We start from the raw sequence: 25,012 nt of genomic DNA, 5'->3' as shown, positions 1-25,012 counted from the left end.
CGCCGGAGCAGACCGGCGTATCCCCCAGCGGAGGACCGTCGATGACCCTGACCGTCCCGTCCAGCACTCCCGACGACTCGACCGAGCTGCCCTGCGACCCCGCGGTCGAGCAGGCCGTCCGCCGGTTGCGCGGCGAGTACGCCGGGCGGGTGCGGCCACAGCTGGTCGTGCGGGTCGTCAGGGAGAGCCGGCGCGACCTCGGTGGCTCGCCGGTCGGCGCGATGCCGGAGCTGGTCGAGCGGCTGGCGCGCTACCGGCTGGCGATGCACGTCAGCTGACGGGGCGGCTCGGGAATCCGGTTGCCCGGCCCGGGAGGATGGCCGGGTGGGCAGCGGAGCGGGTTCGGTCGACGTGAGCGGCGTGCGGCACACCCTGTCCGACGGGCGGGTGCTGCTCGACGAGGTCTCCTTCCGCGTCGGCGAGGGCGCGCGTGCCGCGCTGGTCGGCGAGAACGGCGCGGGCAAGACGACGCTGCTGCGGATCATCGCCGGCGACCTCGCGCCCGAGGCCGGCGCGATCGCCCGGACCGGCGGGCTCGGCGTGATGCGCCAGTTCATCGGGTCGGTCCGCGACGACACGACCGTCCAGCGTCTGCTCGTCGACCTCTCGCCCCCGGCCGTGCGTCTGGCCTGGGACGCCCTCGAGGCGGCCGAGCTCCGGCTGATGGAGACCGACGACGAGACCGCGCAGATGGCCTACGCCGACGCGCTCTCCGCGTGGGGCGACGCCGGCGGCTACGACGCGGAGGTCACGTGGGACACCGTGACGGTCGCCGCGCTCGGCGTCCCCTACGACGGGTGCAAGTACCGCGAGCTGTCCACCCTCTCCGGCGGGGAGCAGAAGCGGCTGGCGCTCGAGGCGCTGCTGCGCGGCCCCGACCAGGTGCTGCTGCTCGACGAGCCGGACAACTACCTCGACGTCCCGGGCAAGCGCTGGCTGGAGGAGCGGTTGCTCGAGACCCGCAAGACGGTGCTGTTCGTCAGCCACGACCGCGAGCTGCTGGCACGGGTCGCGGACCGCGTGGTCACCGTCGAGGGCGGGACGGCGTGGGTGCACGGCGGCGGCTTCGCCAGCTACCACGAGGCCCGGACGGCGCGGCACGAGCGGCTGGCCGAGCTGCGGCGGCGCTGGGACGAGGAGCACCAACGGCTGGTCGACCTCGTGCGCACGATGCAGCAGCAGGCGGCGAACTCGCCCGACATGGCCAACCGGTACCACGCGATGCAGACCCGGCTGGCCAAGTTCGAGGCCGCCGGCCCGCCACCGGACCGGCCACCGGAGCAGAAGGTCGCGATGCGGCTGCGCGGTGGGCGCACCGGCGTCCGCGCGGTCATGGCCGAGCAGCTGGAGCTCACCGGGCTCATGCAGCCCTTCGACCTCGAGGTCTGGTACGGCGACCGGGTGGGGGTGCTCGGTGCCAACGGCGCCGGCAAGTCGCACTTCCTGCGGTTGCTGACCGGTGAGTCCGTTGCGCACACCGGCGAGTGGCGGCTCGGGGCGCGCGTCGTCCCCGGGTTCTTCGCGCAGACCCACGCGCACCCGGAGTGGCAGGACCGCACGCCGGTCGACCTGCTGTGGCACGGCGAGCCGGGACGACCGGGCGTCGACCGCGGCCGGGCCATGGCCGCCCTGCGGCGCTACGGGCTCGCCGGCGCGGGCGACCAGCCGTTCCGCACCATGTCCGGTGGTCAGCAGGCCCGGTTCCAGATCCTCATGCTGGAGCTGTCCGGGGCCACGTTGCTGCTGCTCGACGAGCCCACCGACAACCTCGACGTGCTGTCGGCCGAGGCGCTCGAGGAGGCGCTCGCGGCGTTCGACGGCACGGTCCTGGCGGTCACCCACGACCGGTGGTTCGCCCGCTCCTTCGACCGCTTCCTCGTGTTCGGCGCGGACGGGCGGGTCTACGAGTCGGCCGAGCCGGTGTTCGACGAGACCCGCGTCGCCCGCGCCCGCTGATCAGCCTCGCTGCCGTCGATCATCGGCGGACGGCTGCCCTCCACGCCGAGGGCAGAGCCATCCGCCGATGATCGACCGGACCGGGCGGGATCAGCCGATCGCGTAGAAGACCCGCTCGTCGGAGTCCCAGCTGAACGTGGGCTCGATCGAGAGCCGTCCACCGGCCACAGCCTCGGGAGCCACGTCCATGCAGAACTCGAAGGTGTCCGACCCGCCCGGGTTCAGCGTGGGCGCGTTCATGGCGTCGTCGGGCGTGACCGCGGAGCATTCCGAATCGCTGTACTGGCGGGAGTCGGAACCGTGGAAGATCGCGGTCAGGTCCATCCCGGGCATGCCTTCGTCCGTGCCGTTGTAGACGACGGTCAGCTGCGCGAGGACGTACTGGCCGGTCGGTGCGTCGTTGAACTGGTTGGCCGAGGTCACGACGTCGTCGGCGTCCAGCAGCACGGAGTCCACGATCACCTCGTAATCCCCGACCTGCGCCGGCGTCCCGAGCGGCACGACCTCGTCGGACCCCTCGCTCTCGGCGCTCGCGGACTCCTCGTCGTTGCCGGAGCTGCCCGGAGCAGAGTCGCTGGTCTGACGGTTCAGTTCGCGCTCGACCTCGTCGATGACCTCGGTGTAGAACGCCTGCGTCGCGAGCACGATGGCGAAGGCGAGGACCGACGTCACGATCCCGGCGATGGCCATGCCGAATCCCTGGTGGGTGCCCTTGCGCGCGCGAAGGAGTGCCGGGATGCCGAGGCCCAGGCCCACGAGGGCGAGCACGGCCGCGAGGGTGTTGATGATCGGGACCCAGCTCAGGAGCAGCGCGATGATGCCCAGCACCATCGACGCGATGGCCAGGCCGGCCCCCTTCGTGGGCTGGGGGAACTGCGGCGGCGGGGCGTAGTGCTGGTACGGCGCCTGCGGGGGCTGGGACAACGGGACTCCTCGTCACGGGTACTGGTACGAGGCGGGACCGTAAGCGCGAGGCACGACGTCTCGATCCGATCGACACGCCCGCACGGACACGGTGCGGCATCCCCTCGTCCCAGGTGTCCCCGGAGCCCTCGCCGCCTCCTGCGTCCCGCTGCTCCGTTCCGGCTCGGGACCGGGTCAGCCGAAGGCCTTGCGCTCGCCGCGGTAGGTGGGCAGCGCGGCCACCAGCACGTCGCCGTCCAGCGCGTGCAGGACGTCGACGTGCTCGCACACCTCGCCGGCCTTCGCGTGTCGGAACCACACGCGATCGCCGGCCCCCAGACCGGCGGTGCCGGGACCGCGCAGCGGTGTCTGCACCTCGCCGGCGCCTTCCGCCGGGAGCCGGCGCAGCCCGGCCGGGTAGGTGGGCTCCGGCAGCCGGTCGACGCCGGGCGGGCCCGACGCGACCCAGCCCCCGCCCGCCACGGTGACCAGCCCGGGCGCCGGCACCCGGGTCACCGGGACGGCGAAGAAGGTCGCCGGCCGTGCGGCGAAGGAGCGGTACCCGTCGAACAGCACGGGGGAGTAGAGGCCCGACCCCGCCGCCACCTCCGTGACCGCCTCCTCGACGCGGGTGCGGTCGACGCTCCCGGTCCCGCCGCCGTTGACGAACTCCAGCGGCGCGACCGCTCGCACCGCCGCCACCACCTCGGCCCGCCGGGCGGCCAGCTCCCGTCCCGAGAACGACTGCATCCGCCGCACCGCCAGCCCGCGCAGCGGCCGGCCGGCCGGCGCGTCCGGCACTCCGGCGATCTGCGCCTCGTAGGCCATGACGCCGACCAGGTCGAAGCCGGGCCGCGCCACGACGGTCCGTGCCAGCGCTGCGGCGTCGGCGGCCGAGTGGACGGGGGAGCGGCGCACCCCGACGTGCACCCGTCCGCCGGCCACGCGCAGGGAGGCGTCGACGTCGAGGCAGACGCGCAGCGCCGTCCGGCGGCCCGGCGGCACCACGGCGTCGACCAGGTCGAGCTGTTCCGGGGAGTCGATCATCAGGGTCACCCGGGCGGCCGCCGACTCGTCGCCGGCCAGTGCCCGCAGCGCCGCGCGGTCCACCGAGGGGTAGCCGACGACGGCGTCGTCGGTCACCGGGCCGTCGCCGCCGGTCAGCCACAGCGCCTCGGCCAGGCTGTAGGCCAGCACGCCCGCGAAGCCCGGGCGGGCCAGCACCCGGCGCAGCACCGCGCGGCTGCGCACCGACTTGCTGGCCACGCGGATCGGCGTGCCCGCGGCGCGGCGGAGCAGGTCGTCGGCATTGGCGTCGAGCGCGTCGAGGTCGAGCACCGCCAGCGGTGGGTCGAGGTGCGCCGTCGCGCGGTCGAGCCGGTCCCGCCGCGCGTCGGTCGCGGACGGGGACGACGGTCCGGAGGTCATGGCGGCAGCATGGTGGCGCGGCCCGAGTGGGTCAACCGTCCCAGACGCTTGACCGGGTCTCCGCCGGCCGACAGGCTGCCTGCGTCCGGGCCGGCGAGCGGTCCGGGGACAGGAGGACCCGTGACGGGCACCAGCAGCTGGCGGAACTGGGCGGGCAACCAGCGGGTCGCGGGCGTCGACGTCGTCCATCCGGCGGACGCCGACGAGATCGCGGCCGCCCTCGTCCGGGCCGCCGAGGGCGGACGCCGGGTGCGCCCCATCGGCTCGGGGCACTCGTTCACCGCCATCGGCCGGCCGGACGACGTGCAGGTGGTGCTCGACCGGCACGACCGGCTCGTCGGGATCGACGACTCCGGTCTGGTCACCGTGCAGTCGGGCATGCCCCTGCACCGGCTCAACGCCGAGCTGGCCGCACGGGGGTGGTCGCTGACCAACCTCGGCGACATCGACCGGCAGACCGTGTCCGGCGCCCTGTCCACCGGCACCCACGGCACCGGTGCGCGATTCGGCGGCCTGGCCACCCAGCTGCGGGCCCTGGCGCTGGTGCTCCCCGACGGCTCGCTGCTGCGCTGTTCGGCGGAGGAGAACCCGGAGGTCTTCGCCGCCGCCCGCATCGGGCTGGGCGCCCTCGGCGTGATCGACACCGTGACCCTGCAGGCCGAGCCCGCCTTCGCGCTGCGGGCGGAGGAGGGCCCGGCCCGCCTCGGCGAGCTGCTCGACGGGTTCGAGGAGTTCATGACCTCGACCGACCACGTGGAGTTCTACTGGTTCCCGCACACCAGCCGGTGCCTGGCCAAGCGCAACACCCGCGTGCCGTTGTCCGAGGGGCTGACCCCCCTCCCGCGCTGGCGCGGGGTCTGGGAGGACGAGGTGCTGTCCAACGCGGTCTTCGCCGGGATCGTCGCCGCGGGGCGCCGGAGGCCCGCGGCGATCCCGCGGCTGGCCGCCTTCGCGTCGGGCGGGCTGGGCCCGCGCACCTGGACCGACGCCTCGCACCGCGTCTTCGTCAGCCGGCGCCGGGTGCGCTTCCTGGAGATGGAGTACGCAGTCCCGCGCGCCGAGGCCCCCGCGATCCTCACCGAGCTGCACCGGATCGCCAAGGCAGGGGAGTTCCGCGCCGCCTTCCCGGTCGAGGTCCGGGTCGCCGCCGCCGACGACATCCCGCTGTCCACCGCCTCCGGCCGCGAGACCGCCTACATCGCCGCGCACGTGCCCGCGCGCACGGACCCCGGGGCGTGGTTCGCCGCTCTGGAGTCCATGGCCGGAGACGTCGGCGGCCGGCCGCACTGGGGAAAGCTGCACGGGCTGGACGCCGCGACGCTCCGGACCCGCTACCCGCGGTTCGACGAGTTCACCGCGGTGCGGGCGCGGCTGGACCCGGCCGGAGTGCTCGGCAACGCGCACCTGGACCGGGTCCTGGGTCCGGTGGGCTGCTGACGGTGGCCCGGCTCGCGGTGGAGGAACGCCGCGCGGCGCTGGTGGAGGCGGCGCTGCGGGTGATGGTGCGCGACGGGCTCGCGGCCGGGACGACGCGGGCGATCGTCGCCGAGGCAGACATGTCGCTGGCGAGCTTCCACTACGCCTTCAGCGGTCGTGACGAGCTGCTCCGCGAACTGGTGCGACGGGTCGTCGGCCGGGAGTTCGCCGCCGCGACGACGGATCTGCGCCCCGAGGACGGGCTGGTCGGCTGCCTGCGGCAGGCGGCGGCCGGCTACCTCGCCCACCTGGAGGGCGATCCCGGCCAGGAGCAGCTCATGCTCGAGCTCACCCTGCACGCGCTGCGCGACGCGGAGCTGCGACCGCTGGCCCGCGCGCAGTACCGCGCCTACACCGAGGCGGCGTCCCGGTTGCTGGAGACCGCCGCCGAGCTCACCGGCCGGCAGTGGGACCGGCCGGTACCCGAGCTCGCCCGGCTGCTGGTCACCCTCGTCGACGGCGCCACGACGACCTGGCTCGTCGATCGGGACACCGCGGCCACCCGCGCGGTGCTCGACGCGGCGGTCGAGCTGTTCGTGGCGCGGCACGCCGCGCAGCCGGCCTGAGCCGCGCGGCCGACAGGTCGGCTCCGGGGCCGGGTGGGCCACCCGCCCCCGGAGGGCCGATCAGGGCTGGATCAGCACCTTGACGGCGCCGTCCTTCTTCTCCCGGAAGTTGGCGTAGGCCTCGGGAGCCTGCTCGAGCGGCACGCGGTGCGTGGCGAAGTCGTCCACGCCGAGCGGGTCGCCCTCGAGCAGCAGCGGCAGGATGTCGGGCACCCAGCGCCACACGTTCGCCTGACCCATGCGCAGCTGGATCTGCTTGTCGAACATGCGCATGAGCGGCATCGGGTCGGTGGCGCCGCCGTAGACCCCGGACAGGGAGATGGTGCCGCCGCGGCGGACCGCCTCGATGGCGGTGTTGAGTGCGGCCATCCGGTCGATGCCCGCCACCTGCATGACCTTCTCCATGATCGCGTCGGGGACGATGGCCGTCGCCTTCTGCGCGAACGAGGCCAGCGGCGACCCGTGCGCCTCCATGCCCACGGCGTCGATGACCGCGTCGGGCCCCCGGCCGTCGGTCAGGTCGCGCACCTGGGCCACCACGTCGGCCTGCTTCGTGGTGTCGATGACGGTGATGCCGTTGCGCCGGGCGCGCGCGAGCCGCTCGGGGACGACGTCGGAGGCGATGACCTGGCCGGCGCCGAGGTGCTTGGCGATGCGGGTGCACATGTCACCGATGGGCCCCAGCCCCAGGACGAGCACGCTGCCGCCCTGAGGGATGCCCGCGTACTGGACCGCCTGCCAGGCCGTGGGGAGCACGTCGGAGAGGTAGACGAAGCGGTCGTCGAGCGGGGCGTCGGGGACCTTGATCGGCAGGGTGTTGCCGAACGGCACCCGGAGGTACTCGGCCTGCCCGCCGGGGACCTGCCCGTAGAGCTTCGTGTAGCCGAAGAGGGAGGCGCCGAAGCCCTGCTCGCGGTTCTGCGTGGTCTCGCACTGGGAGTTCAGCCCCTGCGAGCACATCCAGCAGGTGTTGCACGAGATGTTGAACGGGACGACGACGCGGTCGCCCGCCTTGACGGCGGTCACGTCGGCGCCGACCTCCCGGACGATGCCCATCGGCTCGTGACCCATGACGTCGCCGACGGTCATGAACGGCGCCATGACCTCGATCAGGTGGAGGTCCGAGCCGCAGATGCCGCTCGAGGTGATCTCGACGATGACGTCCGTGGGGTCCTGGATCGTCGGGTCCGGGACCGTCTCCACCCGGAGGTCGCCCCGGCCGTGCCAGGTCACTGCGCGCATGCGGTTTCTCTCCCTCGATAGGGCGGTGATGGGCCTTGAAAAGGGTCTTCTGCCCTGCCGTGAGCTGTGTCGCGCCACTTTCAACCAGATTGGGCGCGCCCCTCACGCTTCGTGACTTAGTAGTCACACGGCGCGGAACCACACAGCTGGTTTTCAGTGGCTCAGACCACAGAACTGCTGGTCAGTACCCCGGGACGCAGATCACGAACCGATCACGGCGTGTTTACATGGGTCCCGCTCCTCTCCCCGGGAGCACGGCAATGCCCCCTACGGAAGTCAAGGTGCATGAGTTCGCTCCACCACGCTCGTCCCGTCGACGAGGGTCAGCAGATCGCCACCACGGCGACTCCTGAGACCCCCGTTCGGGCCCGCGGCACCGGACGTCACCGGGCCGGCAAGGCCGACGGGACGATCACCTCGAAGGTCCCGTCGCAGCGCCAGGGGACGGCGTCGGCGAACGGGACCACTTCCGGCGGCACCGGCCGGTCGGCCGCCTCGACGTCGAAGCGGTCCGCAGGCAAGGCCGTGACCGCCGCGGGCTCGCTGGCCGCCAGGGCGAAGGCTGCCGCCGGGTCCGGCGCGGCGAAGAACGCCGCGGGCAGGGCCGCGACCGCACGGACGGCTGCCGCGAAGGCGGCCACCGTCGGAGCCGCCTCGGCGCGGACGGCCGCGGCGAAGGCCACGACCGCGGCGAAGGCCGCCGCTGCCAAGAAGGCCGCTGCTCCCAAGCCCGCCGCCGCCAAGCCGGCTGCCAAGACCGTTGCCACCGAACCCGCCGCTGCGAAGGCGGCGGCTGCCAAGGCGCCGGCTGCTCGCAAGGCGGCCGCGTCCCCCGCCGCGAAGCCCACCAAGGCTCGGCCCGCGCAGGCGGAGGTGGCTCCGGCCGCGCCCGCTGCTCCGGCCCGTCCGCGGCCGACTCCGCGCCCGCGTCCGGCCGCGAGCGCTGCTGCGGACGCCCCCGTCGTCGACCTGCCCGTCGTCGACGCCCCCGCCGTCGTCGATACGGCGGCCGTCGTGACCGGCCAGGTGGCGCTCCAGACCGACCCGGCGGAGGTCGTCCCCGGTCTTCCCGGCGCGCGCCGCCCGTGGCTCGCCGTGCGGCGGCTCCCGGCCGAGCGCCGCCGCCCCGCCTTCTACCTCGCCGCCGGCCTCATCGGCGCGCTGAGCATGGGCACGATGATCGACACCGATCCGCCGGCGCATGCCGAGACCGCCTCGATGAGCCACTCGGTCAGCGTCGCGGAGCAGCTGGGCATCGAGGGCGAGCGGACCAGCGCCCTGTCCGATCCCGAGTCCACCCGGGTCCTCCAGGAGCTCGTGGTCAGCCGCAACCAGCGCGACGCCGCGCAGACGGCGGCTGCCGACGCCCAGGCTGCCGCCGACCACGTCGCCCTGGTCGCTGCCATGGAGGCGGCCCGGCCCAAGGCCGTCAGCCCCGTCGACGGCGCGCGGCTCACCAGTGGCTTCGGCCCCCGCTGGGGCACCATGCACTCCGGGATCGACCTCGCGGCCCCCATGCGCACCCCCGAGTACGCGGTGATGGACGGCGTCGTCCTCGAGGCCGGGCCGGCCAGCGGCTTCGGGCTCGTCGTCTACATCCAGCACGACAACGGCGACGTGACCGCCTACGGCCACATGGACGAGATCCTGGTCGAGGCCGGCCAGGTTGTCCGCGCCGGCGACATCATCGCGCTGCTGGGCAACCGCGGTCAGTCGACCGGGCCGCACCTGCACTTCGAGGTCCACAAGGGCGGCCTCAACGGCACCAAGGTCGACCCGCTGCCGTGGCTGCGGGAGCGCGGCGTCCAGATCTGACGGCGACGCACGAACCTCGACGCCCCTGGCCGGACGGATCCGGCCGGGGGCGTCGTTCGTCGGGCAGCTGTGAGCCCTGTACCGGGGGCGCCTCCACGCCTCACGAGGTGGGACAGTGGATCCCGGCAGAGCGGTGGTGGAGCGGGAGGCGTCGGTGGGCGACGGGCACGAACACGGGCACCACTCGGGCATGTGGGTGCCGGACGAGCCGCCCACCTGGGGGCGGGTGTTCCTCCCGCACCTGGAGCCGTGGTCGGTGCTCGCCGTCCTGAGCATCGTCGGCCTCGTCCTCTACCTGCTCGCCGTCGTCCGGCTGCGCCGGACCGGCGTGCGCTGGCAGTGGTGGCGGACCGCCGCCTGGATCACGGGGACGCTGTCGGTCTTCGCGGTGACCGGCACCTGGCTCAACGGCTACAGCATGGTGCTGTTCAGCCTGCACATGGTCCAGCACATGGTGCTGGCGATGATCTCGCCGATCCTGCTGCTGCTCGGGGCACCGGTGACCCTCGCGCTGCGCACGCTGCCCCGCGGGCAGGGCGCCGCCGCCGCGCCCCGGGCGCTGCTGCTGAACTTCCTGCACAGCCGCTTCACCAGGTTCCTGGCCGCCCCGGGCTTCACCGTGCCGCTGTTCATCGCCAGCCTGTACGGGATCTACTTCACCCCGATCTTCGACGCGCTGATGAGCAACCCCGCGGGGCACCAGTTCATGCTGGCCCACTTCCTCGTGACCGGGCTGCTGTTCTTCGGGCCGATCATCGCCCTGGATCCGTGGCCCAACACGCACAGCCACCCGATGCGCATCCTGGAACTGGTCATCCCCGTGCCGTTCCACGCCTTCTTCGGCGTCGCGGTGATGATCGCCAGCTCGCTGCTCGTGGACAGCTTCGCCGACCCCCCGGCCGCCTGGGGCGTCGACCCGGTGGGCGACCAGACCGTCGCGGGTGGCATCGCCTGGGCCTTCGGCGAACTCCCGACGGTGATCGTGCTGATCGTCGTCCTGGTCTCGTGGATGGGATCGGACGAGCGGCAGGCGCGTGCGCTCGACCGGGCCGCGGACCGCGACGGCGACGCCGAGCTCAACGCGTACAACGCCCGCCTGCGCGCCCTGGCCGAGCGGTAGCCGCGGGTCGCCGGCCGCGGGAGCACCGCAGCGGCCTGCGACCATGTCGTCGTGCCGGTCTCCCTGGTGGTCACCTCGGACACGCACGTCCCCAAGCGGGCGCGTGATCTGCCGCAGTCCCTGTGGAGCCGGATCGAGGCGGCCGACCTCGTGGTGCACGCGGGGGACTGGGTCGACGTGGCACTGCTGGACCTCTTCGAGCAGCGCTGCCGGCGGCTGGTCGCGGTGTACGGCAACAACGACCACGGGGCGCTGCGCGAGCGGTTGCCCGAGATCGCCCGGGTCGAGATCGACGGACTGCGCGTCGCCGTCGTCCACGAGACCGGCGACGCCAAGGGGCGCGAGGAGCGCTGCGCGGCGCGGTTCCCCGGCACCGACGTCCTGGTGTTCGGGCACAGTCACATCCCCTGGGACACGACGGCCCCCACCGGGCTGCGGCTGCTCAACCCCGGCTCGCCGACCGACCGACGGCGGCAGCCGCACGGCACGTTCGTCACGGCGGTCGCCGACGCCGGGCGGCTCCGCGACGTCGTGTTCCACCCGGTGCCGCCGCGGTCGTGAGCGCCCGCCCCCCGCTCCCGGGCGCCGCGGTCGCGGCGCTCGCCTGCCCGGTCTGCGGCGGGCCGCTGGCGTCGGCCGCGGACGCGGCCGTGTTGCGCTGCCCGGCCGGCCACTCCTTCGACCGGGCCCGCCAGGGGCACGTGACGCTCCTGCCGCCGGGTCACCGTCCCCCCTCGGGCGACTCGGCGGAGATGGTGGCCGACCGGATGGCCTTCCTCGCCGCGGGCCACTACGCCGGTGTGAGCGCCGCCCTCGCCGACGCGGTGCTGCAGGGCGACGGAGCGCCACCGGAGGTCCTGCTGGACCTCGGGGGCGGCACCGGCCAGCACCTCGCCGCGGTCCTGGCGCTCGCCCCCGGCGCGGTGGGCGTGGTGCTCGACTCCTCGCCGTACGCCGCCCGACGGGCGGCCCGGGCGCATCCCCGCGCGATGGCGGTCGTCGCGGACACCTGGGCCCGGCTGCCCGTCCGGGACGGCGCCGTCGACCGGGCGCTGGTCGTCTTCGCGCCCCGGAACGGAGCCGAGATCGCCCGCGTGCTCCACCCGGCCGGACGGCTGGTGGTGGTCACGCCGGCCCCGGACCATCTCGGCGAGCTCGTCGGCCCGCTGGGACTGCTGACGGTCGATCCCGACAAGCGCGCCCGGCTGGCCGCCTCGCTCGAGCCGCACCTCGTGCCGGAGTCGACGACGAGCAGGCAGGAGCGGCTGCGGCTGGACCGTGCCGCCGTGGCGACTCTGGTGGGCATGGGGCCGCACGCGCGGCACCTGTCGCGGGACGACCTGGCCACCCGCCTCGGTGCCCTGACCGAGCCCGTCGGCGTCACCGTCGCCGTCCACGTGGCCACTTACCGGCGCGCCGGCTGAGGCGCCCGCGCGGATCGACGGGGCCGGGAGGCGGACGTGCGACGCGCCACCCCCGTCCCGCGGCGGGGACGGCGGAGCGCCCGTCTAAGCTGCGATGCGTGACGATTGCACCGGCGCCCATCGTGAGTCGGCCGAGCCCGGCTCATGTGGTCGAGAAGGGCTCGCGGCTGTCGAACCTGCTGCGGACCACCGACCACAAGACCATCGGTCTGATGTACATGACGACCTCGTTCGTCTTCTTCGTGCTGGGCGGCCTGATGGCCATGCTCATGCGTGCGGAGCTGGGACGTCCGGGGCTGCAGTTCCTGTCGCCGGAGCAGTACAACCAGCTGTTCACGATGCACGGCACGCTGATGCTGCTGATGTTCGCGACGCCGCTGTTCTTCGCGTTCGCGAACCTGGTGCTGCCGCTGCAGATCGGCGCGCCCGACGTGGCGTTCCCGCGACTGAACGCGCTGTCGTTCTGGCTGTTCCTCCTCGGTTCGCTGATCGTGGTCTCCAGCTTCGCCACCCCCGGTGGGGCACCGGACTTCGGCTGGACGGCCTACACCCCGCTGTCCAACTCCGTCCACACCCCCGGTGTCGGCGGGAACCTGTGGATCAGCGGCCTGGCGGTCAGCGGCCTGGGCACGATCCTGGGTGCGGTCAACTTCATCGCCACGATCGTCTGCCTGCGCGCGCCGGGCATGACGATGTTCCGGATGCCGATCTTCACCTGGAACGCCCTGGTGACGAGCATCCTGATCCTGCTGGCCTTCCCGATCCTGACCGCCGCGCTGTTCGGTCTGCTGGCCGACCGGAACCTGGGCTCGCTGATCTACTCGGCCGAGAACGGCGGGCCGATGCTGTGGCAGCACCTGTTCTGGTTCTTCGGCCACCCCGAGGTCTACATCATCGCGCTGCCGTTCTTCGGCATCGTCACCGAGATCATCCCGGTCTTCGCCCGCAAGCCGCTGTTCGGCTACAAGGGCATGGTCGGCGCGACCCTGGCCATCGGCTTCCTGTCCCTGGCCGTGTGGGCGCATCACATGTACGCCACCGGCGCGGTGCTGCTGCCGTTCTTCGCCTTCCTGACCTACCTGATCGCCGTGCCGACCGGGCTGAAGTTCTTCAACTGGATCGGCACCATGTGGCGGGGTCAGATGACCTTCGAGACGCCGATGCTCTTCTCCATCGGCTTCATGGTCACCTTCCTGCTCGGTGGTCTCACCGGCGTGCTGCTGGCCAGCCCGCCGCTGGACTTCCACGTCCACGACTCCTACTTCGTCGTGGCCCACTTCCACTACGTCGTCTTCGGCACCGTGGTGTTCGCCGCCTACGCCGGCATCTACTTCTGGTTCCCGAAGATGTGCGGCCGGATGATGGACGAGCGGCTGGGCAAGCTGCAGTTCTGGCTGACCTTCATCGGCTTCCACGGCACCTTCCTCATCCAGCACTGGCTGGGCAACGAGGGCATGCCGCGCCGCTACGTGGACTACCTGCCCACCGACGCGTTCACGACGCTGAACATGATCTCGACGATCTTCAGCTTCGTGCTGGGTGCCTCGATCATCCCGTTCATCTACAACGTGGTCCGGTCGTGGAAGTACGGGAAGCTGGCCCTGCGCGACGACCCGTGGGGCCACGGCAACTCGCTGGAGTGGGCGACGTCGTCCCCGCCGCCCCGGCACAACTTCGTCGAGATCCCGCGGATCCGGTCGGAGCGCCCCGCGTTCGAGGCGCACTACCCGCACCTGGTCGAGCGGCTGCAGAGCGAGGCGCACGCCGGCAAGCGTCACGAGCCCTACGGCGGCGTGAGCGAGCTGGTGCCGGGCACCGGACCCCGTCAGGGACCGAACGACCCCGACCCCACCTGAGCAGGACCCCCGTCCTCGTGACGGGGCCGCAACGCTGAACCCGAGAGGCCCAGGACCGTCATGGTTCTGGGCCTCTCGGGTTCGACCGGAGGCGTACGGCACCATGACGGGGTGCCGCTGGACCCCACCCCCCGAGTGCCCGAGGTCCCCGAGGCCGTCTCCGCCCGAGCGCTGCTGACCGTGAGCGGTGCCGACCGACCCGGGGTCACCGCGCGACTGTTCACCGCGCTGGCCGGGGGCGCGCCCGCCGTCGAGGTGCTCGACGTCGAGCAGGTCGTGGTGCACGGCCAGCTCGTGCTGGGGGTCGTCGTCGGCGCGCTGGCCGGGGAGGACGCGGTCGACGAGCGAGCGCTGCTGCAGCACCTGGGGCGGCTCGCGGCCGATGTCTCCGCCGACGTCGGCGTGCGAGTCGACGTCGAGGCGGCCACCGCGGGACCGGTGGCGGTCCCGGCCGGCCGGCCGCACCACGTCATCCTGCTGGGCCGCCCGGTGGCGCCCGAGGCCGTCGCCGGCGCCGCGCGCAGCATCGCCGCCGTCGGCGGGAACATCGATGCCATCCGCCGGCTCTCCGACTACCCGGTGACCAGCTTCGAGCTGACCGTCTCCGGCGCCGAGGCCACGGCGCTGCGGACCGCCCTGGCGTCGGTGGCCGCCACCACGGGCACGGACATCGCCGTGGAGCAGGTCGGGCTGGCCCGGCGCAGCAAGCGGCTGATCGTGCTCGACGTCGACTCCACCCTGGTGCGCGGCGAGGTCATCGACGAACTGGCCGCCCGGGCCGGCCGGGCGGCCGAGGTCGCCCGGATCACCGCCGCCGCCATGAACGGGGAGCTGGACTTCGCCGAGTCGCTGCGCAAGCGGGTCGCGGTCCTGGCCGGTCTGCCGGCGGAGGTGCTCGACGAGGTGCGCGAGGCGCTCGTGCTCACCCCGGGTGCGCGCACGCTCATCCGCACCCTGCAGCGGCTCGGCTTCCGCTGCGGCATCGTCAGCGGCGGGTTCACCCAGATCACCGACCCGCTGGCGGAGAGCCTGGGGCTGGACTTCGCGGCGGCGAACACCCTCGAGGTGATCGACGGCAGGCTGACCGGCGGGCTGGTGGGCGAGATCGTCGACCGGCCGGGGAAGGCGCGCGCCCTGGCCCGGTTCGCCGCGCAGTACGGCATCCCGCTGGACCAGACCGTGGCCGTGGGCGACGGGGCGAACGACCTGGACATGCTCAACACCGCGGGTCTCGGCATCGCCTTCAACGCCAAGCCGTTCGTCCGCGAGCAGGCGCACACGGCGCTCAACCAGCCCTACCTCGACGCGGTGCTCCAGGTGCTGGGCTTCACCCGCGACGAGGTCCTCGACGCCTCCTAGGGACTTCCTGCACCGGAGGTCCCTAGGAGGGGCGGTGGACTGTGCCCTCCAGCGCGACGCCGGCGGTGCGCAGCTGGTCGAGGGCTGCCTCGGTGGTCGCCTCCGAGACGCCGGCGGTGAGGTGCAGCAGCACCCGGGTGCTCAGTCCGTTCGCGACCGCGTCGAGAGCCGTGGCCCGCACGCAGTGGTCGGTGGCGATGCCGACGACGTCGACGGCGTCCACCTCCCGCTCCCGCAGCCAGTCCGCCAGGCCCACGCCGGCGGCGGAGCCCTCGAAGCCCGAGTAGGCGGCGGCGTACTCACCCTTGTCGAACAGGGCCTCGATGGGTGCGCGGTCCAGCGCGGGGTGCAGCTCCACCCCGTCGGTGCCGACGACGCAGTGCCGCGGCCAGGTGTCGACGAAGTCCGGCGTCTCGGAGAAGTGCGTCCCCGGGTCGATGTGGTGGTCCCGCGTGGCGACGACGTGGTCGTAGCCGCCGGCCGCCATGTGCTCGGTGATCGCCGCGGCCACCGCGGCGCCACCCGCGACGGCCAGGCTGCCGCCCTCGCAGAAGTCGTTCTGCACGTCGACGACGATCAGGGCGCGGGTCATCTCTTGAGTCCTTTCCGGCCCCGTCCAGGGCACCGCCGCGAGCTTGCGAGTGGTGGGGAGGACGGGGTCCTCTTACACGGTGTCGAGCACGGGCTCGCCGCGGGACAGCGCGAACGCCTCCGGCGGCAGAGCAGCGCGGGCCTTCTCGTGGTGGGCCTTGGCCCGGCCCAGCGCCTCGGCGGGGGCGAGCGGCTCGCAGAGCTCTCCGCCCCGGACCAGGGGGACGAGCAGGTCGCGGTCTCCGTCCCGGGGGGAGACGGGTGCGGCGGTGACCAGCTCGGCGGTGGCGATGCCGTCGCCGTCGTGCCGGCGGACGGCGGACTTGCGGCCACCCACGGAGAGCTTGCCCTCGCTCTTCTTCGCCACCGGGACCCCGTCGCGCTCGACCAGCTTGTAGACCATGCCGACCGTGGGCGCCCCGGAGCCGGTGACCAGCGAGGTGCCGACGCCGTAGCCGTCGACCGGGGCGGCCATGAGACCCGCGATCGCGTACTCGTCCAGGTCGCTGGTCACGGTGATGCGGGTCCCCGTGGCGCCGAGCGAGTCGAGCAGCTCGCGGGCGTGCGCGGCCAGGGTGGGCAGGTCACCGGAGTCCAGGCGGATGCCGCCGAGTCCGGGCCCGGCGATCTCGACGGCGTTGCGGATGCCCTGGTCGACGTCGTAGGTGTCCACCAGCAACGTCGTGTCGACGCCGAGCGCGTCCACCTGCGCCCGGAACGCGGAGCGCTCGTCGTCGTGCAGCAGGGTGAAGGCGTGCGCGCTGGTGCCCGTCGTCGGCACTCCGTAGCGCCGTCCGGCCTCGAGGTTGGAGGTGGCGGCGAAACCGACCAGGTGCGCGGCGCGGGCGGCGGCGACCGCCGCCTCCTCGTGGGTGCGCCGCGAACCCATCTCGATGCAGGGCCGCTCGCAGGCGGCGGACACCATCCGCGCCGCGGCGGAGGCGATCGCGCTGTCGTGGTTGAGCACCGACAGCGCGAGGGTCTCCAGGAGCACGCCCTCGGCGAACGGCGCCCGCACCGTGAGCACGGGGGAGCCGGGGAAGTAGAGGTCGCCCTCGGCGTAGCCGTCGATGTCGCCGGAGAAGCGGAAGTCGGCCAGCCAGTCGAGCAGCCGGGCGTCGGTGAGCCCCTGCTCCCGGAGGGCGGCGATCTCGTCGTCGCCGAACCGGAAGTACGGCAGTGCTTCCAGCAGGCGCCCGGTGCCGGCGAGCACGCCGTAGCGGCGGCCGTGCGGAAGGCGGCGCGCGAAGACCTCGAAGACGCAGTCCCTGGCCGCGGTGCCGTCGGCGAGCGCCGCGGCGACCATCGTCAGCTCGTACCGGTCGGTGAAGAGTGCGGGGGCCGGTGGGGGAGTGAGCCCGGTGTCCACAGCCATGATCGGGAAGCCTAGGCGGGGGCCGGGACGGGGGCAGTTCGGCGTCCTAAGGTGGACCCGTGGCCGGACCGCTCGCTCCGACTCGGACACCCGAGACGACGGAAGAGGAACACGGCGACCTCGACCGTCCGTGGGTCACGATCGTCTGGAACGACCCCGTCAACCTCATGACGTACGTGACGTTCGTGCTGCAGGAGCTGTTCGGCTACGACGAGCCGACCGCGACCACGCTGATGCTGCAGGTGCACCATGACGGGAAGGCCGTCGTGAGCTCGGGCCCGCGCGAGCGCATGGAGCACGACACGAGCCGGCTGCACGCCTACGGGCTCTGGGCCAGCTACCAGCGGGACTCATGAGGCCCTTCCGCGCCGCCCGCGGGGGCGGGAGCCTGGTCGCCGGCCTCGAGCCGGCCGAGGCCGGCATCCTCGGCCTGCTGCTGGACCAGCTCGAGCAGCTGCTCACGGCCGACCCCGACGACGTCGGCGCCGACCCGGTGCTGGGGCGCCTCTTCCCCGACGGCCACCGCTCGGACCCGGCGATGGCGGCCGACTACCGCGACCTGACCGAGTCCTCGCTGCGCAGCGCGAAGGCCGACGACCTCGCGACGATGCGGGCCTCGCTGCCCGCCGGTGGCGGCGACGTCACCCTCGATCCCGACCAGGCCGGCGCGTGGCTGCGGACGAGCAACGACCTCCGCCTGGCCCTCGGCACCCGTCTGGACATCACCGAGGACAGCGAGCCGCCGGAGGAGGTGGCCGACGAGGAGGACCAGCAGCTGGCCGTCTACTACTGGCTCACCGCCCTGCAGGGGTCGCTCGTCGACGCGCTGGTCGCCGCTCGCTCCGGCCGAAGGTGAGCAGCACGAGCGCCGCCAGCAGCAGGTCGAGCACGAAGAAGACGTAGACCATCCCGTGCAGCTCGACGTCCTTGATCCAGGCGCCGACGCACGAGACCAGCGTGATCGCGGACAGCGCCAGCACCAGCAGCAGGACCAGTGCGCGCATGGTCACCAGGAGGACGACGGAGAGGCGGTCGTTCGGGTCGCCGGTGACGTAGCCCCGGTGCCGGAACATCCCCCGGGCGCCGAGCACCAGTGCGGGCAGGGCGATCAGGAGGACACCGGCGATCAGCAGAGCTTCGTCCCACACGAGGCCCGACCGTATCGGTCGCGAGGCCGGCCCCGCGTCAGGGTCCCGGCCCGAGCTGGTGAGGGTCGGGGGGACGCGGGGTCCTTCTACTAGACTGGGCCCGTGCTGCGCATCGACCGCGCGACCTACGACGCCATCGTGGCCCACGCCCGGGAGGACCACCCGGACGAGGCCTGTGGCGTCGTCGCCGGGCCCGAGGGCACCGAGCGCCCCGAGCGCTTCATCCCGATGCTCAACGCCGCGCGCTCGCCGACGTTCTACGAGTTCGACTCCGCCGACCTGCTGCGGCTGTACCGGGAGATGGACGACCGCGACGAGTGGCCGGTCGTCGTCTACCACTCGCACACCGCCACCGAGGCCTATCCGTCGCGCACCGACGTCGGCTACGCCTCCGGCCCGGCCGCGGACCCGCGCACCCACTACGTGCTGGTCTCCACCCGGCACCACGAGAAGCAGACCGGCCTGGTCGACGACGAGGTCGAGTTCCGCAGCTTCCGCATCCTCGACGGCGAGATCCACGAGGAGGACGTCGAGGTCGTCGAGTCCTACCTCTTCGGCCACTCGCCGACCACCGTCGTCTACGACTGAACGACGGGCCTCCCCGTCGCCGCGGAATCCCGCGCGACGGCCGGGCGTTGGGCCCGCTAGACGCACCACGACGCTGCGCGCTGCGCAGCGTCCCCCGATCCCGTTTGAACTCCCGAGGAGAACGCACGCCATGGCCATCGAGGTCCGGATCCCGACCATCCTGCGCACCCACACCGGCGGCAACAAGACCGTGCAGGGCAGCGGCGCCACCCTGTCCGCGCTGATCGACGACCTCGACGCGCAGCACTCGGGCCTGAAGAACCGCCTCGTCACCGAGGAGGGCAAGCTGCACCGCTTCGTCAACGTCTACGTCAACGACGAGGACGTGCGCTTCACCGGCGCCCTGGACACCGAGGTCAAGGACGGCGACTCGGTGACGATCCTCCCGGCGGTCGCCGGCGGCTGCTGACGCAGCCGTCCCGTCCCGCCCGCCCCTCCCGGAAGAGCTCCCATGGCCCGCTTCGCCTCCCTCGTCGACTCGCTCGGCGGCACCCCCCTCGTGGGGCTGCCGAACCTGTCGCCGACTCCTGACGTCCGGCTGTGGGCCAAGCTCGAGGACCACAACCCGACCGGCTCCATCAAGGACCGCGCCGCGATCAAGATGATCGAGGCGGCCGAGAAGGAGGGGCTGCTGCAGCCCGGCTCGACCATCCTCGAGCCGACGAGCGGCAACACCGGCATCTCGCTGGCCATGGTCGCCCGCCAGCGCGGCTACAAGCTGATCTGCGTGATGCCGGAGAACACCTCGGTGGAGCGCCGGCAGCTGCTGGAGATGTACGGGGCGCAGATCATCTCGTCGCCCGCGGCCGGCGGCTCCAACCAGGCCGTCGCCATGGCCAAGGAGCTCGCCGCCGAGCACGACGACTGGGTGATGCTCTACCAGTACGGCAACCCGGCCAACGCCCAGGCGCACTACGAGGGCACGGCCCCGGAGATCCTCGCCGACCTTCCGTCGATCACCCACTTCGTCGCCGGTCTGGGGACGACGGGGACGCTCATGGGCTGCTCCCGCTACTTCCGCGAGCACAAGCCCGGCGTGCAGGTGATCGCCGCCGAGCCCCGCTACGGCGAGCTCGTCTACGGCCTGCGGAACATCGACGAGGGCTTCATCCCCGAGCTCTACGACGCCTCGCTGCTGGACTCGCGGTTCTCCGTGGGCCCGGACGACGCCATCCACCGCACCCGCCAGCTGGTGGAGCGGGAAGGCATCTTCGCCGGCATCTCGACCGGCGCGATCCTGCACGCCGCCCTCGGCATCGCGGACAAGGAGGTGGCGGCCGGTCGCAAGGCCGACATCGTCTTCATCGTCTGCGACGGCGGCTGGAAGTACCTCTCCACCGGCGCCTACGCCGGCTCGCTGGAGGAGGCGACCTCCGCGCTGGAGGGCCAGCTCTGGGCCTGAGGCCTCGAGCCGTCCCCCCGGCCGCCGTGACGCGCGCCGGAGGCCCTGGCGTGCCGGACCTCCGTGCGCTGCACTGGTCACGGTGCGCGGGACGACGTCGTGCCGTGCACCGGCTCTGACCGTGCGCACGAGACGAGGGAGCAACGGATGACAGCCACCACCGAGACCGGCGACGTCACCGGCACGAAGGACAAGGACTACAACCTTCTCTGGTACACCGAGGCCTGCCTCAGCAACGCGCTGCGTCTGGAGTCCTACATCAAGGACGCCGAGCGCGACGGGGACACCGAGGCGGCGGATCTCTTCCGCAAGGCCCAGGCGGACAGTCGCAAGGGCGCAGAGCAGGGGAAGGCGCTGCTGCGCAGCAGGTTGTCCGGCTGAGGATCGCAGCCGGTCCATCGCACACGAGAGCCCCCTCCCCACCGGGAGGGGGCTTTCCACGTCCAACGGCGCCATCCGTCGGGTCCTGCCGCTAGCCTGTCCGGCGACATGGGGACGCAGCCAGGAGCCGACGCGCCGATCGGCATCTTCGACTCGGGGGTCGGTGGGCTCACCGTGGCCCGTGCGGTGCTCGACCAGTTGCCCGGTGAGGCGATCCGCTACATCGGGGACACCGCGAACGGGCCGTACGGGCCGCTGCCGATCGCCGAGGTGCGCCGGCACTCCCTGGCGGTGATGGACGACCTGGTCGCCGACGGCGTGAAGATGCTGGTCGTGGCCTGCAACTCCGCCAGTGCCGCGTCGCTGCGCGACGCCCGCGAGCGCTACGACGTGCCCGTCGTCGAGGTGGTGCTGCCCGCGGTCCGCCGGGCGACCGCCGCCACCCGCAACGGGCGCATCGGCGTGATCGGCACCCAGGCGACGATCACCAGCGGCGCGTACGAGGACGCCTTCGCCGCGGTGCCGGGCATCAGCGTCACCAGCGCGGCGTGCCCGAGCTTCGTCGACTTCGTCGAGCGCGGCGTCACCAGCGGTCGGCAGTTGCTGGGCCTGGCGCAGTCCTACCTCGACCCGCTGCTGGCCGCCGGCGTGGACACCGTCGTCCTGGGCTGCACGCACTACCCCCTGCTGACCGGCGTCCTCTCCCTGGTGCTCGGTGACGAGGTCACGCTCGTGTCCAGCGCGGAGGAGACCGCCAAGGACGTCCACCACGTGCTGACCCGGGCCGACCTGCTCCGCGACGAGGAGGCGCCGCCTCCGCAGCACGCCTTCCTCGCCACGGGCGACCCCGAGCCGTTCGCCCGGCTGGGCCGCCGGTTCCTCGGGCCCGAGGTGGGGTCGGTGCTGCGCGCCGGGGCAGTGGGTGCCGCGTGAGACTGACCGTCGTCGGCTGCTGCGGAAGCGGCCCCGGGCCGGAGTCGCCGGCCTCGTGCTACCTGCTCGAGCACGACGGGTTCCAGCTGGTCGTCGATCTGGGCAACGGCGCCTTCGGGGCGCTGCAGCGGACGATCGACCCGGCCGCGGTCGACGCCGTCTTCCTGTCGCACCTGCACGCCGACCACTGCCTCGACGTCGCCCCGTTCGTCGTGTGGCACCGGTACTCCGGCCGGTCGCCCGGGAAGCTGGTCCCGCTGTACGCCCCCGTGGGCGCCGAGCGCCGGCTGGCGGTCGCCTACGACATCGACGGCGACGGGCTCACCGACGTCTTCGACTTCGTGCCGGTCGGCGCCGGTGCCTTCGAGCTCGGTCCGTTCCAGGTCGAGCTGGCCCGCACCGCGCACCCGATCGAGACCTACGCCGCCCGCTTCACCGCCGGCGGGCGCTCGCTGGTCTACACCGGTGACACCGGACCCTGCGAGCGCGTGGTCGAGCTGGCCCGCGGCGCCGACGTGCTCCTGGCCGAGGCCGCGCACCCCGACGGCGACCCCGACCAGCCGCCGGGGCTGCACCTCACCGGGCGGCAGGCCGGCGAGCACGCCGCCGCCGCCGGCGTGGGGCGGCTCCTGCTCACGCACATCCCCGCGTGGGTGGACCGGATCGGCCAGCTGGCCGCCGCCAGCGAGGCGTTCGCGGAGACCGAGCTGGTGAGCCCGGGACAGGTCTTCGACCTGTAAGCCCACTTCGGGGCGACGTGCGCTTGCCGGGCCGCCGTCCGGCGGGCAGCGTGACCGCCGTGGTGGACGACGAACGGGCCGGCGTCGCGCTGTCGAGCCTGGACTCCCCGCTGGGCGACGACCTCGGCGTGGTCAAGCGCGACCTCGTCGACTACCTCGACGCCGTGGCCGACCGGCTGGTGCCGCAGCTGGCCGGCCGCCCGCTGTCGGTCAAGCGGGTGCGGCCCGGTCAGCCGCCGTTCATGCAGCGCAACGTCAGCAAGGGCGCGCCGGACTGGGTGCGCACCGTGGCCGTGTGGTCGGAAGGCTCGCACCGCGAGATCCAGCAGGTGCTGTGCGACGACCGCCGGACGCTGTTGTGGCTGGGCAATCAGCGAGCCGTCGAGCTGCACGTCCCCTTCTTCCGGGTCGAGCACCCCGAGCCGACCGGGCTGGTGCTCGACCTCGACCCGCCCGAGGGTGCGGACTTCGCGACGGTCGTGGCCGCCGCTCGGCTGGTGCGGCGGGCGCTGGACGAGGCCGGGCTGGGTGGCGCGGTGAAGACCAGCGGCTCCAAGGGGCTGCACGTCGTCGTCCCGGTGCGGGGCGCTCCGTTCGAGGACGTCGCCGCGGCGACCCGGGCCCTGGCCGCGCGCACCGCGGCGCTCGATCCGGACCTGGCGACCACCGCCTACCTGGTGCAGGACCGGGGCGGACGGGTCTTCGTCGACTCCACCCGCTCGGGGCAGGCGACGATCGTCGCGGCCTACAGCCCGCGCACCAGGCCGGGGCTGCCGGTCTCCTTCCCGGTCGGCTGGGACGAGCTGGACGACGTCCGTCCGGCCGACGTCACGGTGACGACGGCGCCGGACCTGCTCGGGGACCGCGATCCCTGGGCCGAGGCGTTGCCGGACCCGCAGCGGCTGCCCGCGGAGGTCGTGGCCGAGGGCCACACGATCCCGGTCGCCCGGGTCGCGGCGATGCACGAGGGCAAGCGCCGCAAGCGCGCCCGGGAGGCCGCCGGCACGGAGGACTGACATCGCCAGGAGGCGCGTCCACACGCGGGCGTGGCGTCCACAGATGTCCTGCGATCCGGTCCTGCCGTAGCGCCGCGCCCAGGCTCGGAGCATGACACAGGACCCGCAGACCCTCGCCTGGCTCGACCAGGAGGACGCCCATCTCGCTCAGGTCATCCGCCAGCACGGCTGGGCGGTGCAGTACGTCTTCCCGCACGACGAGGAATCCGGCATGCCCGCCTTCGGATACACGGTCGGGCTGTTCGGGCTCGGCCACCCGGAGCTGGTCGTGGTCGGTCTGAGCTCCACGGGGGCGCACGGCATCCTGCAGCACGTCGCGAGGCTCGTGGCCGACGGGCGCAACCTGCTCCCCGGGGAAGCGGTACCGCCACCGGCCGGTTCCGGCGCGCACGCGGTCGTCGTCGAGAACGTGCCCAACCCGGGGGAGGTGCTGTTCGTGGCCAACCGCTTCTACCGGCGGCCCGACGAGTACTCCGTGCCGGCCTTCCAGCTCACCTGGGCGCACGTCGACGGCGCCTACCCGTGGGACGACCACTATCCGTGCGGGCCGGACTGCCAGCCGCGGCCGGGGGAGTGGCGGGCGTGAGCCTCAGCCGAGGCCGAGCTCGCGGCGCAGCTTGGCGACGTGCCCGGTTGCCTTGACGTTGTAGGCGGCCTTCTCGATCCGACCCTCGGCGTCGACGACGAAGGTCGAGCGGATGACTCCCACGACCTCCTTGCCGTACAGCTTCTTCGGCCCGTACGCGCCGTACGCGGTCAGCACCGCCTTGTCCGGGTCGGAGACCAGCGTGATCTGCAGCTCCTCCTTCTCGCGGAAGCGCTGCAGCTTCTCGACCGGGTCGGGGGAGATGCCGATGATGTCCAGCCCCGCCTCGGCGAGCTCGCCGGCCGAGGCGGTGAAGTCGATCGCCTGGGTGGTGCAGCCCGGGGTCAGCGCGGCCGGGTAGCAGTACACGATTACCCGTCGCCCGCGGTACGACGAGAGCGACACCGGGTTGCCGTCGGCGTCGGGCAGCGTGAACTCCGGTGCCGCGTCGCCGGGGGAGAGCCGGGCGGGGGCGGTGTCGGTGCTGCTGTCGGTCATGCCCGGCATCCTGCCGTGTGCTGTCGGCGCGTGGGCACCGGGTCCATCCCTCCGGTCCACCTCTCCGGTCCACGTCTCCCGGTCAACCGGCGAGGAACGAGAACCGCACCTGCCGCTGGTGGTTGTCGGTGTTGGTGTCGACCAGGCAGATGCGCTGCCAGGTGCCCAGCTGCATGCGGCCCTCCAGCACCGGGACGCTGGCGTGCGGCGGCACGAAGGCCGGCAGCACGTGGTCGCGGCCGTGACCGGGGCTGCCGTGCCGGTGCCGCCACCGGTCGTCGCGGGGCAGCAGCTCGTCGAGCTGGGCGAGCAGGTCGTCGTCGCTGCCCGAACCGGTCTCGATGACTGCGATCCCGGCCGTGGCGTGCGGGACGAACACGTGCAGCAGTCCGTCGGTCTCCTGGCGCACGAACTCGGCGCACTCGTCGGTCAGGTCCACGACGACCGGCACGCCCCCGGTCCGGACGGCACGCAGCTCGGATCGCATGCGGTCGATCCTGCCCGTCCCGTCGTCCCCCCGCGTACCGGACGCCGGCATGCCGCGCTGCCGGGATCAACCGGACCCGTCGGGGGCCCGCTCCCCGGCGACCACCGCGCGCAGCCGGGCGA

Annotated in this window: 29 protein-coding genes; 20 read left to right on the top strand and 9 right to left on the bottom strand. The window is 73.2% G+C overall.

Annotation, left to right across the window (positions count from 1 at the left end):
- The first annotated feature begins 41 nt into the window (after positions 1-41).
- Complete coding sequence (locus BN344_RS04360) at positions 42-278, top strand: three-helix bundle dimerization domain-containing protein (protein ID WP_040337117.1); 237 nt, start codon at positions 42-44, stop codon at positions 276-278.
- Between the two features lie 46 nt (positions 279-324).
- The gene (locus tag BN344_RS04355; RefSeq protein ID WP_040337116.1) at positions 325-1,956 is read left to right on the top strand and encodes an ABC-F family ATP-binding cassette domain-containing protein; all 1,632 of its coding nucleotides are present in this window, start codon (positions 325-327) and stop codon (positions 1,954-1,956) included.
- A gap of 90 nt (positions 1,957-2,046) precedes the next feature.
- Here BN344_RS04355 and BN344_RS18885 read toward each other — a convergent pair whose 3' ends face one another.
- Together BN344_RS18885 and BN344_RS04345 are read right to left on the bottom strand one after the other, a co-directional pair.
- Positions 2,047-2,880: a DUF4190 domain-containing protein gene (locus BN344_RS18885; RefSeq protein WP_051515542.1), complete on the bottom strand. Its 834-nt coding sequence runs from the start codon at positions 2,878-2,880 to the stop codon at positions 2,047-2,049.
- A 174-nt stretch (positions 2,881-3,054) separates the two neighbouring features.
- Positions 3,055-4,287, bottom strand: coding sequence for an amino acid deaminase/aldolase (locus BN344_RS04345; protein WP_040337115.1), 1,233 nt, complete (start codon positions 4,285-4,287; stop codon positions 3,055-3,057).
- Positions 4,288-4,407: 120 nt separating this feature from the next.
- Here BN344_RS04345 and BN344_RS04340 point away from each other — a divergent pair, with 120 nt between their 5' ends.
- Together BN344_RS04340 and BN344_RS04335 are read left to right on the top strand one after the other, a co-directional pair.
- The gene (locus BN344_RS04340; protein WP_040337114.1) at positions 4,408-5,724 is read left to right on the top strand and encodes a D-arabinono-1,4-lactone oxidase; all 1,317 of its coding nucleotides are present in this window, start codon (positions 4,408-4,410) and stop codon (positions 5,722-5,724) included.
- A 2-nt stretch (positions 5,725-5,726) separates the two neighbouring features.
- Positions 5,727-6,329, top strand: a complete 603-nt coding sequence (locus BN344_RS04335; protein ID WP_051515541.1) for a TetR/AcrR family transcriptional regulator — start codon at positions 5,727-5,729, stop codon at positions 6,327-6,329.
- A 60-nt stretch (positions 6,330-6,389) separates the two neighbouring features.
- On the opposite strand, the gene BN344_RS04330 is transcribed toward BN344_RS04335, so the two are convergent.
- Together BN344_RS04330 and BN344_RS04325 are read right to left on the bottom strand one after the other, a co-directional pair.
- Positions 6,390-7,571, bottom strand: a complete 1,182-nt coding sequence (locus BN344_RS04330) for a zinc-dependent alcohol dehydrogenase (RefSeq protein ID WP_040337113.1) — start codon at positions 7,569-7,571, stop codon at positions 6,390-6,392.
- Positions 7,572-7,954: 383 nt separating this feature from the next.
- Positions 7,955-8,281: a hypothetical protein gene (locus BN344_RS04325; protein WP_155858742.1), complete on the bottom strand. Its 327-nt coding sequence runs from the start codon at positions 8,279-8,281 to the stop codon at positions 7,955-7,957.
- A gap of 304 nt (positions 8,282-8,585) precedes the next feature.
- Between BN344_RS04325 and BN344_RS19390 the strand changes: the two genes are divergently transcribed.
- The 6 genes from BN344_RS19390 (at position 8,586) to serB (ending at position 15,145) form a co-directional block, all read left to right on the top strand.
- Positions 8,586-9,386: a M23 family metallopeptidase gene (locus tag BN344_RS19390; RefSeq protein ID WP_231486489.1), complete on the top strand. Its 801-nt coding sequence runs from the start codon at positions 8,586-8,588 to the stop codon at positions 9,384-9,386.
- Between the two features lie 115 nt (positions 9,387-9,501).
- Positions 9,502-10,506, top strand: a complete 1,005-nt coding sequence (locus tag BN344_RS04315; protein WP_231486488.1) for a cytochrome c oxidase assembly protein — start codon at positions 9,502-9,504, stop codon at positions 10,504-10,506.
- 51 nt (positions 10,507-10,557) lie between these two features.
- On the top strand, positions 10,558-11,067 hold the full coding sequence (locus BN344_RS04310) for a metallophosphoesterase family protein (RefSeq protein ID WP_040337111.1): 510 nt from the start codon (positions 10,558-10,560) through the stop codon (positions 11,065-11,067).
- Positions 11,064-11,930, top strand: coding sequence for a putative RNA methyltransferase (locus BN344_RS04305; protein ID WP_040337110.1), 867 nt, complete (start codon positions 11,064-11,066; stop codon positions 11,928-11,930). The genes BN344_RS04310 and BN344_RS04305 overlap by 4 nt, the downstream gene beginning before the upstream one ends.
- A gap of 98 nt (positions 11,931-12,028) precedes the next feature.
- Positions 12,029-13,786 carry an aa3-type cytochrome oxidase subunit I gene (ctaD, locus tag BN344_RS04300; RefSeq protein ID WP_051515540.1) on the top strand — a complete coding sequence of 586 codons (1,758 nt, stop codon included), beginning with the start codon at positions 12,029-12,031 and terminating at the stop codon, positions 13,784-13,786.
- Positions 13,787-13,897: 111 nt separating this feature from the next.
- Positions 13,898-15,145 (top strand): phosphoserine phosphatase SerB, encoded by a 1,248-nt coding sequence (serB, locus tag BN344_RS04295; RefSeq protein WP_051515539.1) that lies wholly within the window; start codon positions 13,898-13,900, stop codon positions 15,143-15,145.
- A gap of 22 nt (positions 15,146-15,167) precedes the next feature.
- Here the strand turns inward: serB and BN344_RS04290 are convergent, their stop codons facing one another.
- Together BN344_RS04290 and BN344_RS04285 are read right to left on the bottom strand one after the other, a co-directional pair.
- Positions 15,168-15,737: an isochorismatase family protein gene (locus BN344_RS04290; RefSeq protein WP_040337107.1), complete on the bottom strand. Its 570-nt coding sequence runs from the start codon at positions 15,735-15,737 to the stop codon at positions 15,168-15,170.
- A gap of 72 nt (positions 15,738-15,809) precedes the next feature.
- Positions 15,810-17,111, bottom strand: a complete 1,302-nt coding sequence (locus BN344_RS04285) for a nicotinate phosphoribosyltransferase (protein WP_040337106.1) — start codon at positions 17,109-17,111, stop codon at positions 15,810-15,812.
- 59 nt (positions 17,112-17,170) lie between these two features.
- Between BN344_RS04285 and clpS the strand changes: the two genes are divergently transcribed.
- Entirely contained in the window at positions 17,171-17,467 is a 297-nt protein-coding gene (gene clpS, locus BN344_RS04280; RefSeq protein WP_040337105.1) for an ATP-dependent Clp protease adapter ClpS, read from the top strand.
- The gene (locus BN344_RS04275; protein ID WP_040337104.1) at positions 17,464-17,967 is read left to right on the top strand and encodes a DUF2017 family protein; all 504 of its coding nucleotides are present in this window, start codon (positions 17,464-17,466) and stop codon (positions 17,965-17,967) included. The genes clpS and BN344_RS04275 overlap by 4 nt, the downstream gene beginning before the upstream one ends.
- Here BN344_RS04275 and BN344_RS04270 read toward each other — a convergent pair.
- Positions 17,906-18,259, bottom strand: coding sequence for a hypothetical protein (locus tag BN344_RS04270; RefSeq protein WP_040337103.1), 354 nt, complete (start codon positions 18,257-18,259; stop codon positions 17,906-17,908). The two genes, BN344_RS04275 and BN344_RS04270, sit on opposite strands and share 62 nt — an antisense overlap.
- Before the next feature lie 102 nt (positions 18,260-18,361).
- On the opposite strand from BN344_RS04270, the gene BN344_RS04265 reads away from it, so the two are divergent.
- The 8 genes from BN344_RS04265 to BN344_RS04230 all read left to right on the top strand — a co-directional run bounded on the left by BN344_RS04265 (position 18,362) and on the right by BN344_RS04230 (position 23,905).
- Complete coding sequence (locus BN344_RS04265) at positions 18,362-18,847, top strand: M67 family metallopeptidase (protein WP_040337102.1); 486 nt, start codon at positions 18,362-18,364, stop codon at positions 18,845-18,847.
- Between the two features lie 130 nt (positions 18,848-18,977).
- On the top strand, positions 18,978-19,256 hold the full coding sequence (locus tag BN344_RS04260; protein WP_040337101.1) for a MoaD/ThiS family protein: 279 nt from the start codon (positions 18,978-18,980) through the stop codon (positions 19,254-19,256).
- A gap of 42 nt (positions 19,257-19,298) precedes the next feature.
- Positions 19,299-20,249, top strand: a complete 951-nt coding sequence (locus BN344_RS04255; RefSeq protein ID WP_040337100.1) for a PLP-dependent cysteine synthase family protein — start codon at positions 19,299-19,301, stop codon at positions 20,247-20,249.
- Positions 20,250-20,396: 147 nt separating this feature from the next.
- Positions 20,397-20,630 carry a hypothetical protein gene (locus BN344_RS04250; protein ID WP_040337099.1) on the top strand — a complete coding sequence of 78 codons (234 nt, stop codon included), beginning with the start codon at positions 20,397-20,399 and terminating at the stop codon, positions 20,628-20,630.
- 108 nt (positions 20,631-20,738) lie between these two features.
- Positions 20,739-21,563 carry a glutamate racemase gene (murI, locus tag BN344_RS04245; protein ID WP_040337098.1) on the top strand — a complete coding sequence of 275 codons (825 nt, stop codon included), beginning with the start codon at positions 20,739-20,741 and terminating at the stop codon, positions 21,561-21,563.
- Entirely contained in the window at positions 21,560-22,303 is a 744-nt protein-coding gene (locus tag BN344_RS04240; RefSeq protein ID WP_040337097.1) for an MBL fold metallo-hydrolase, read from the top strand. Before murI ends, BN344_RS04240 begins: the two co-directional genes overlap by 4 nt.
- Positions 22,304-22,353: 50 nt before the next feature.
- Entirely contained in the window at positions 22,354-23,319 is a 966-nt protein-coding gene (locus BN344_RS04235) for a DNA polymerase domain-containing protein (protein ID WP_231486487.1), read from the top strand.
- Between the two features lie 91 nt (positions 23,320-23,410).
- The gene (locus BN344_RS04230; protein WP_040337096.1) at positions 23,411-23,905 is read left to right on the top strand and encodes a DUF4262 domain-containing protein; all 495 of its coding nucleotides are present in this window, start codon (positions 23,411-23,413) and stop codon (positions 23,903-23,905) included.
- A gap of 3 nt (positions 23,906-23,908) precedes the next feature.
- On the opposite strand, the gene bcp is transcribed toward BN344_RS04230, so the two are convergent.
- Positions 23,909-24,403, bottom strand: coding sequence for a thioredoxin-dependent thiol peroxidase (bcp, locus tag BN344_RS04225; protein WP_040337095.1), 495 nt, complete (start codon positions 24,401-24,403; stop codon positions 23,909-23,911).
- A gap of 82 nt (positions 24,404-24,485) precedes the next feature.
- Positions 24,486-24,890 carry a YjbQ family protein gene (locus BN344_RS04220; protein WP_197022226.1) on the bottom strand — a complete coding sequence of 135 codons (405 nt, stop codon included), beginning with the start codon at positions 24,888-24,890 and terminating at the stop codon, positions 24,486-24,488.
- Between the last annotated feature and the right edge of the window lie 122 nt (positions 24,891-25,012).

The sequence above is a fragment of the Candidatus Blastococcus massiliensis AP3 genome (assembly GCF_000582785.1).
GTDB lineage: Bacteria > Actinomycetota > Actinomycetes > Mycobacteriales > Geodermatophilaceae > Blastococcus > Blastococcus massiliensis.
Note: the sequence above shows the minus strand (reverse complement) of the source record. Positions and strands in the feature narration are given on the sequence as shown.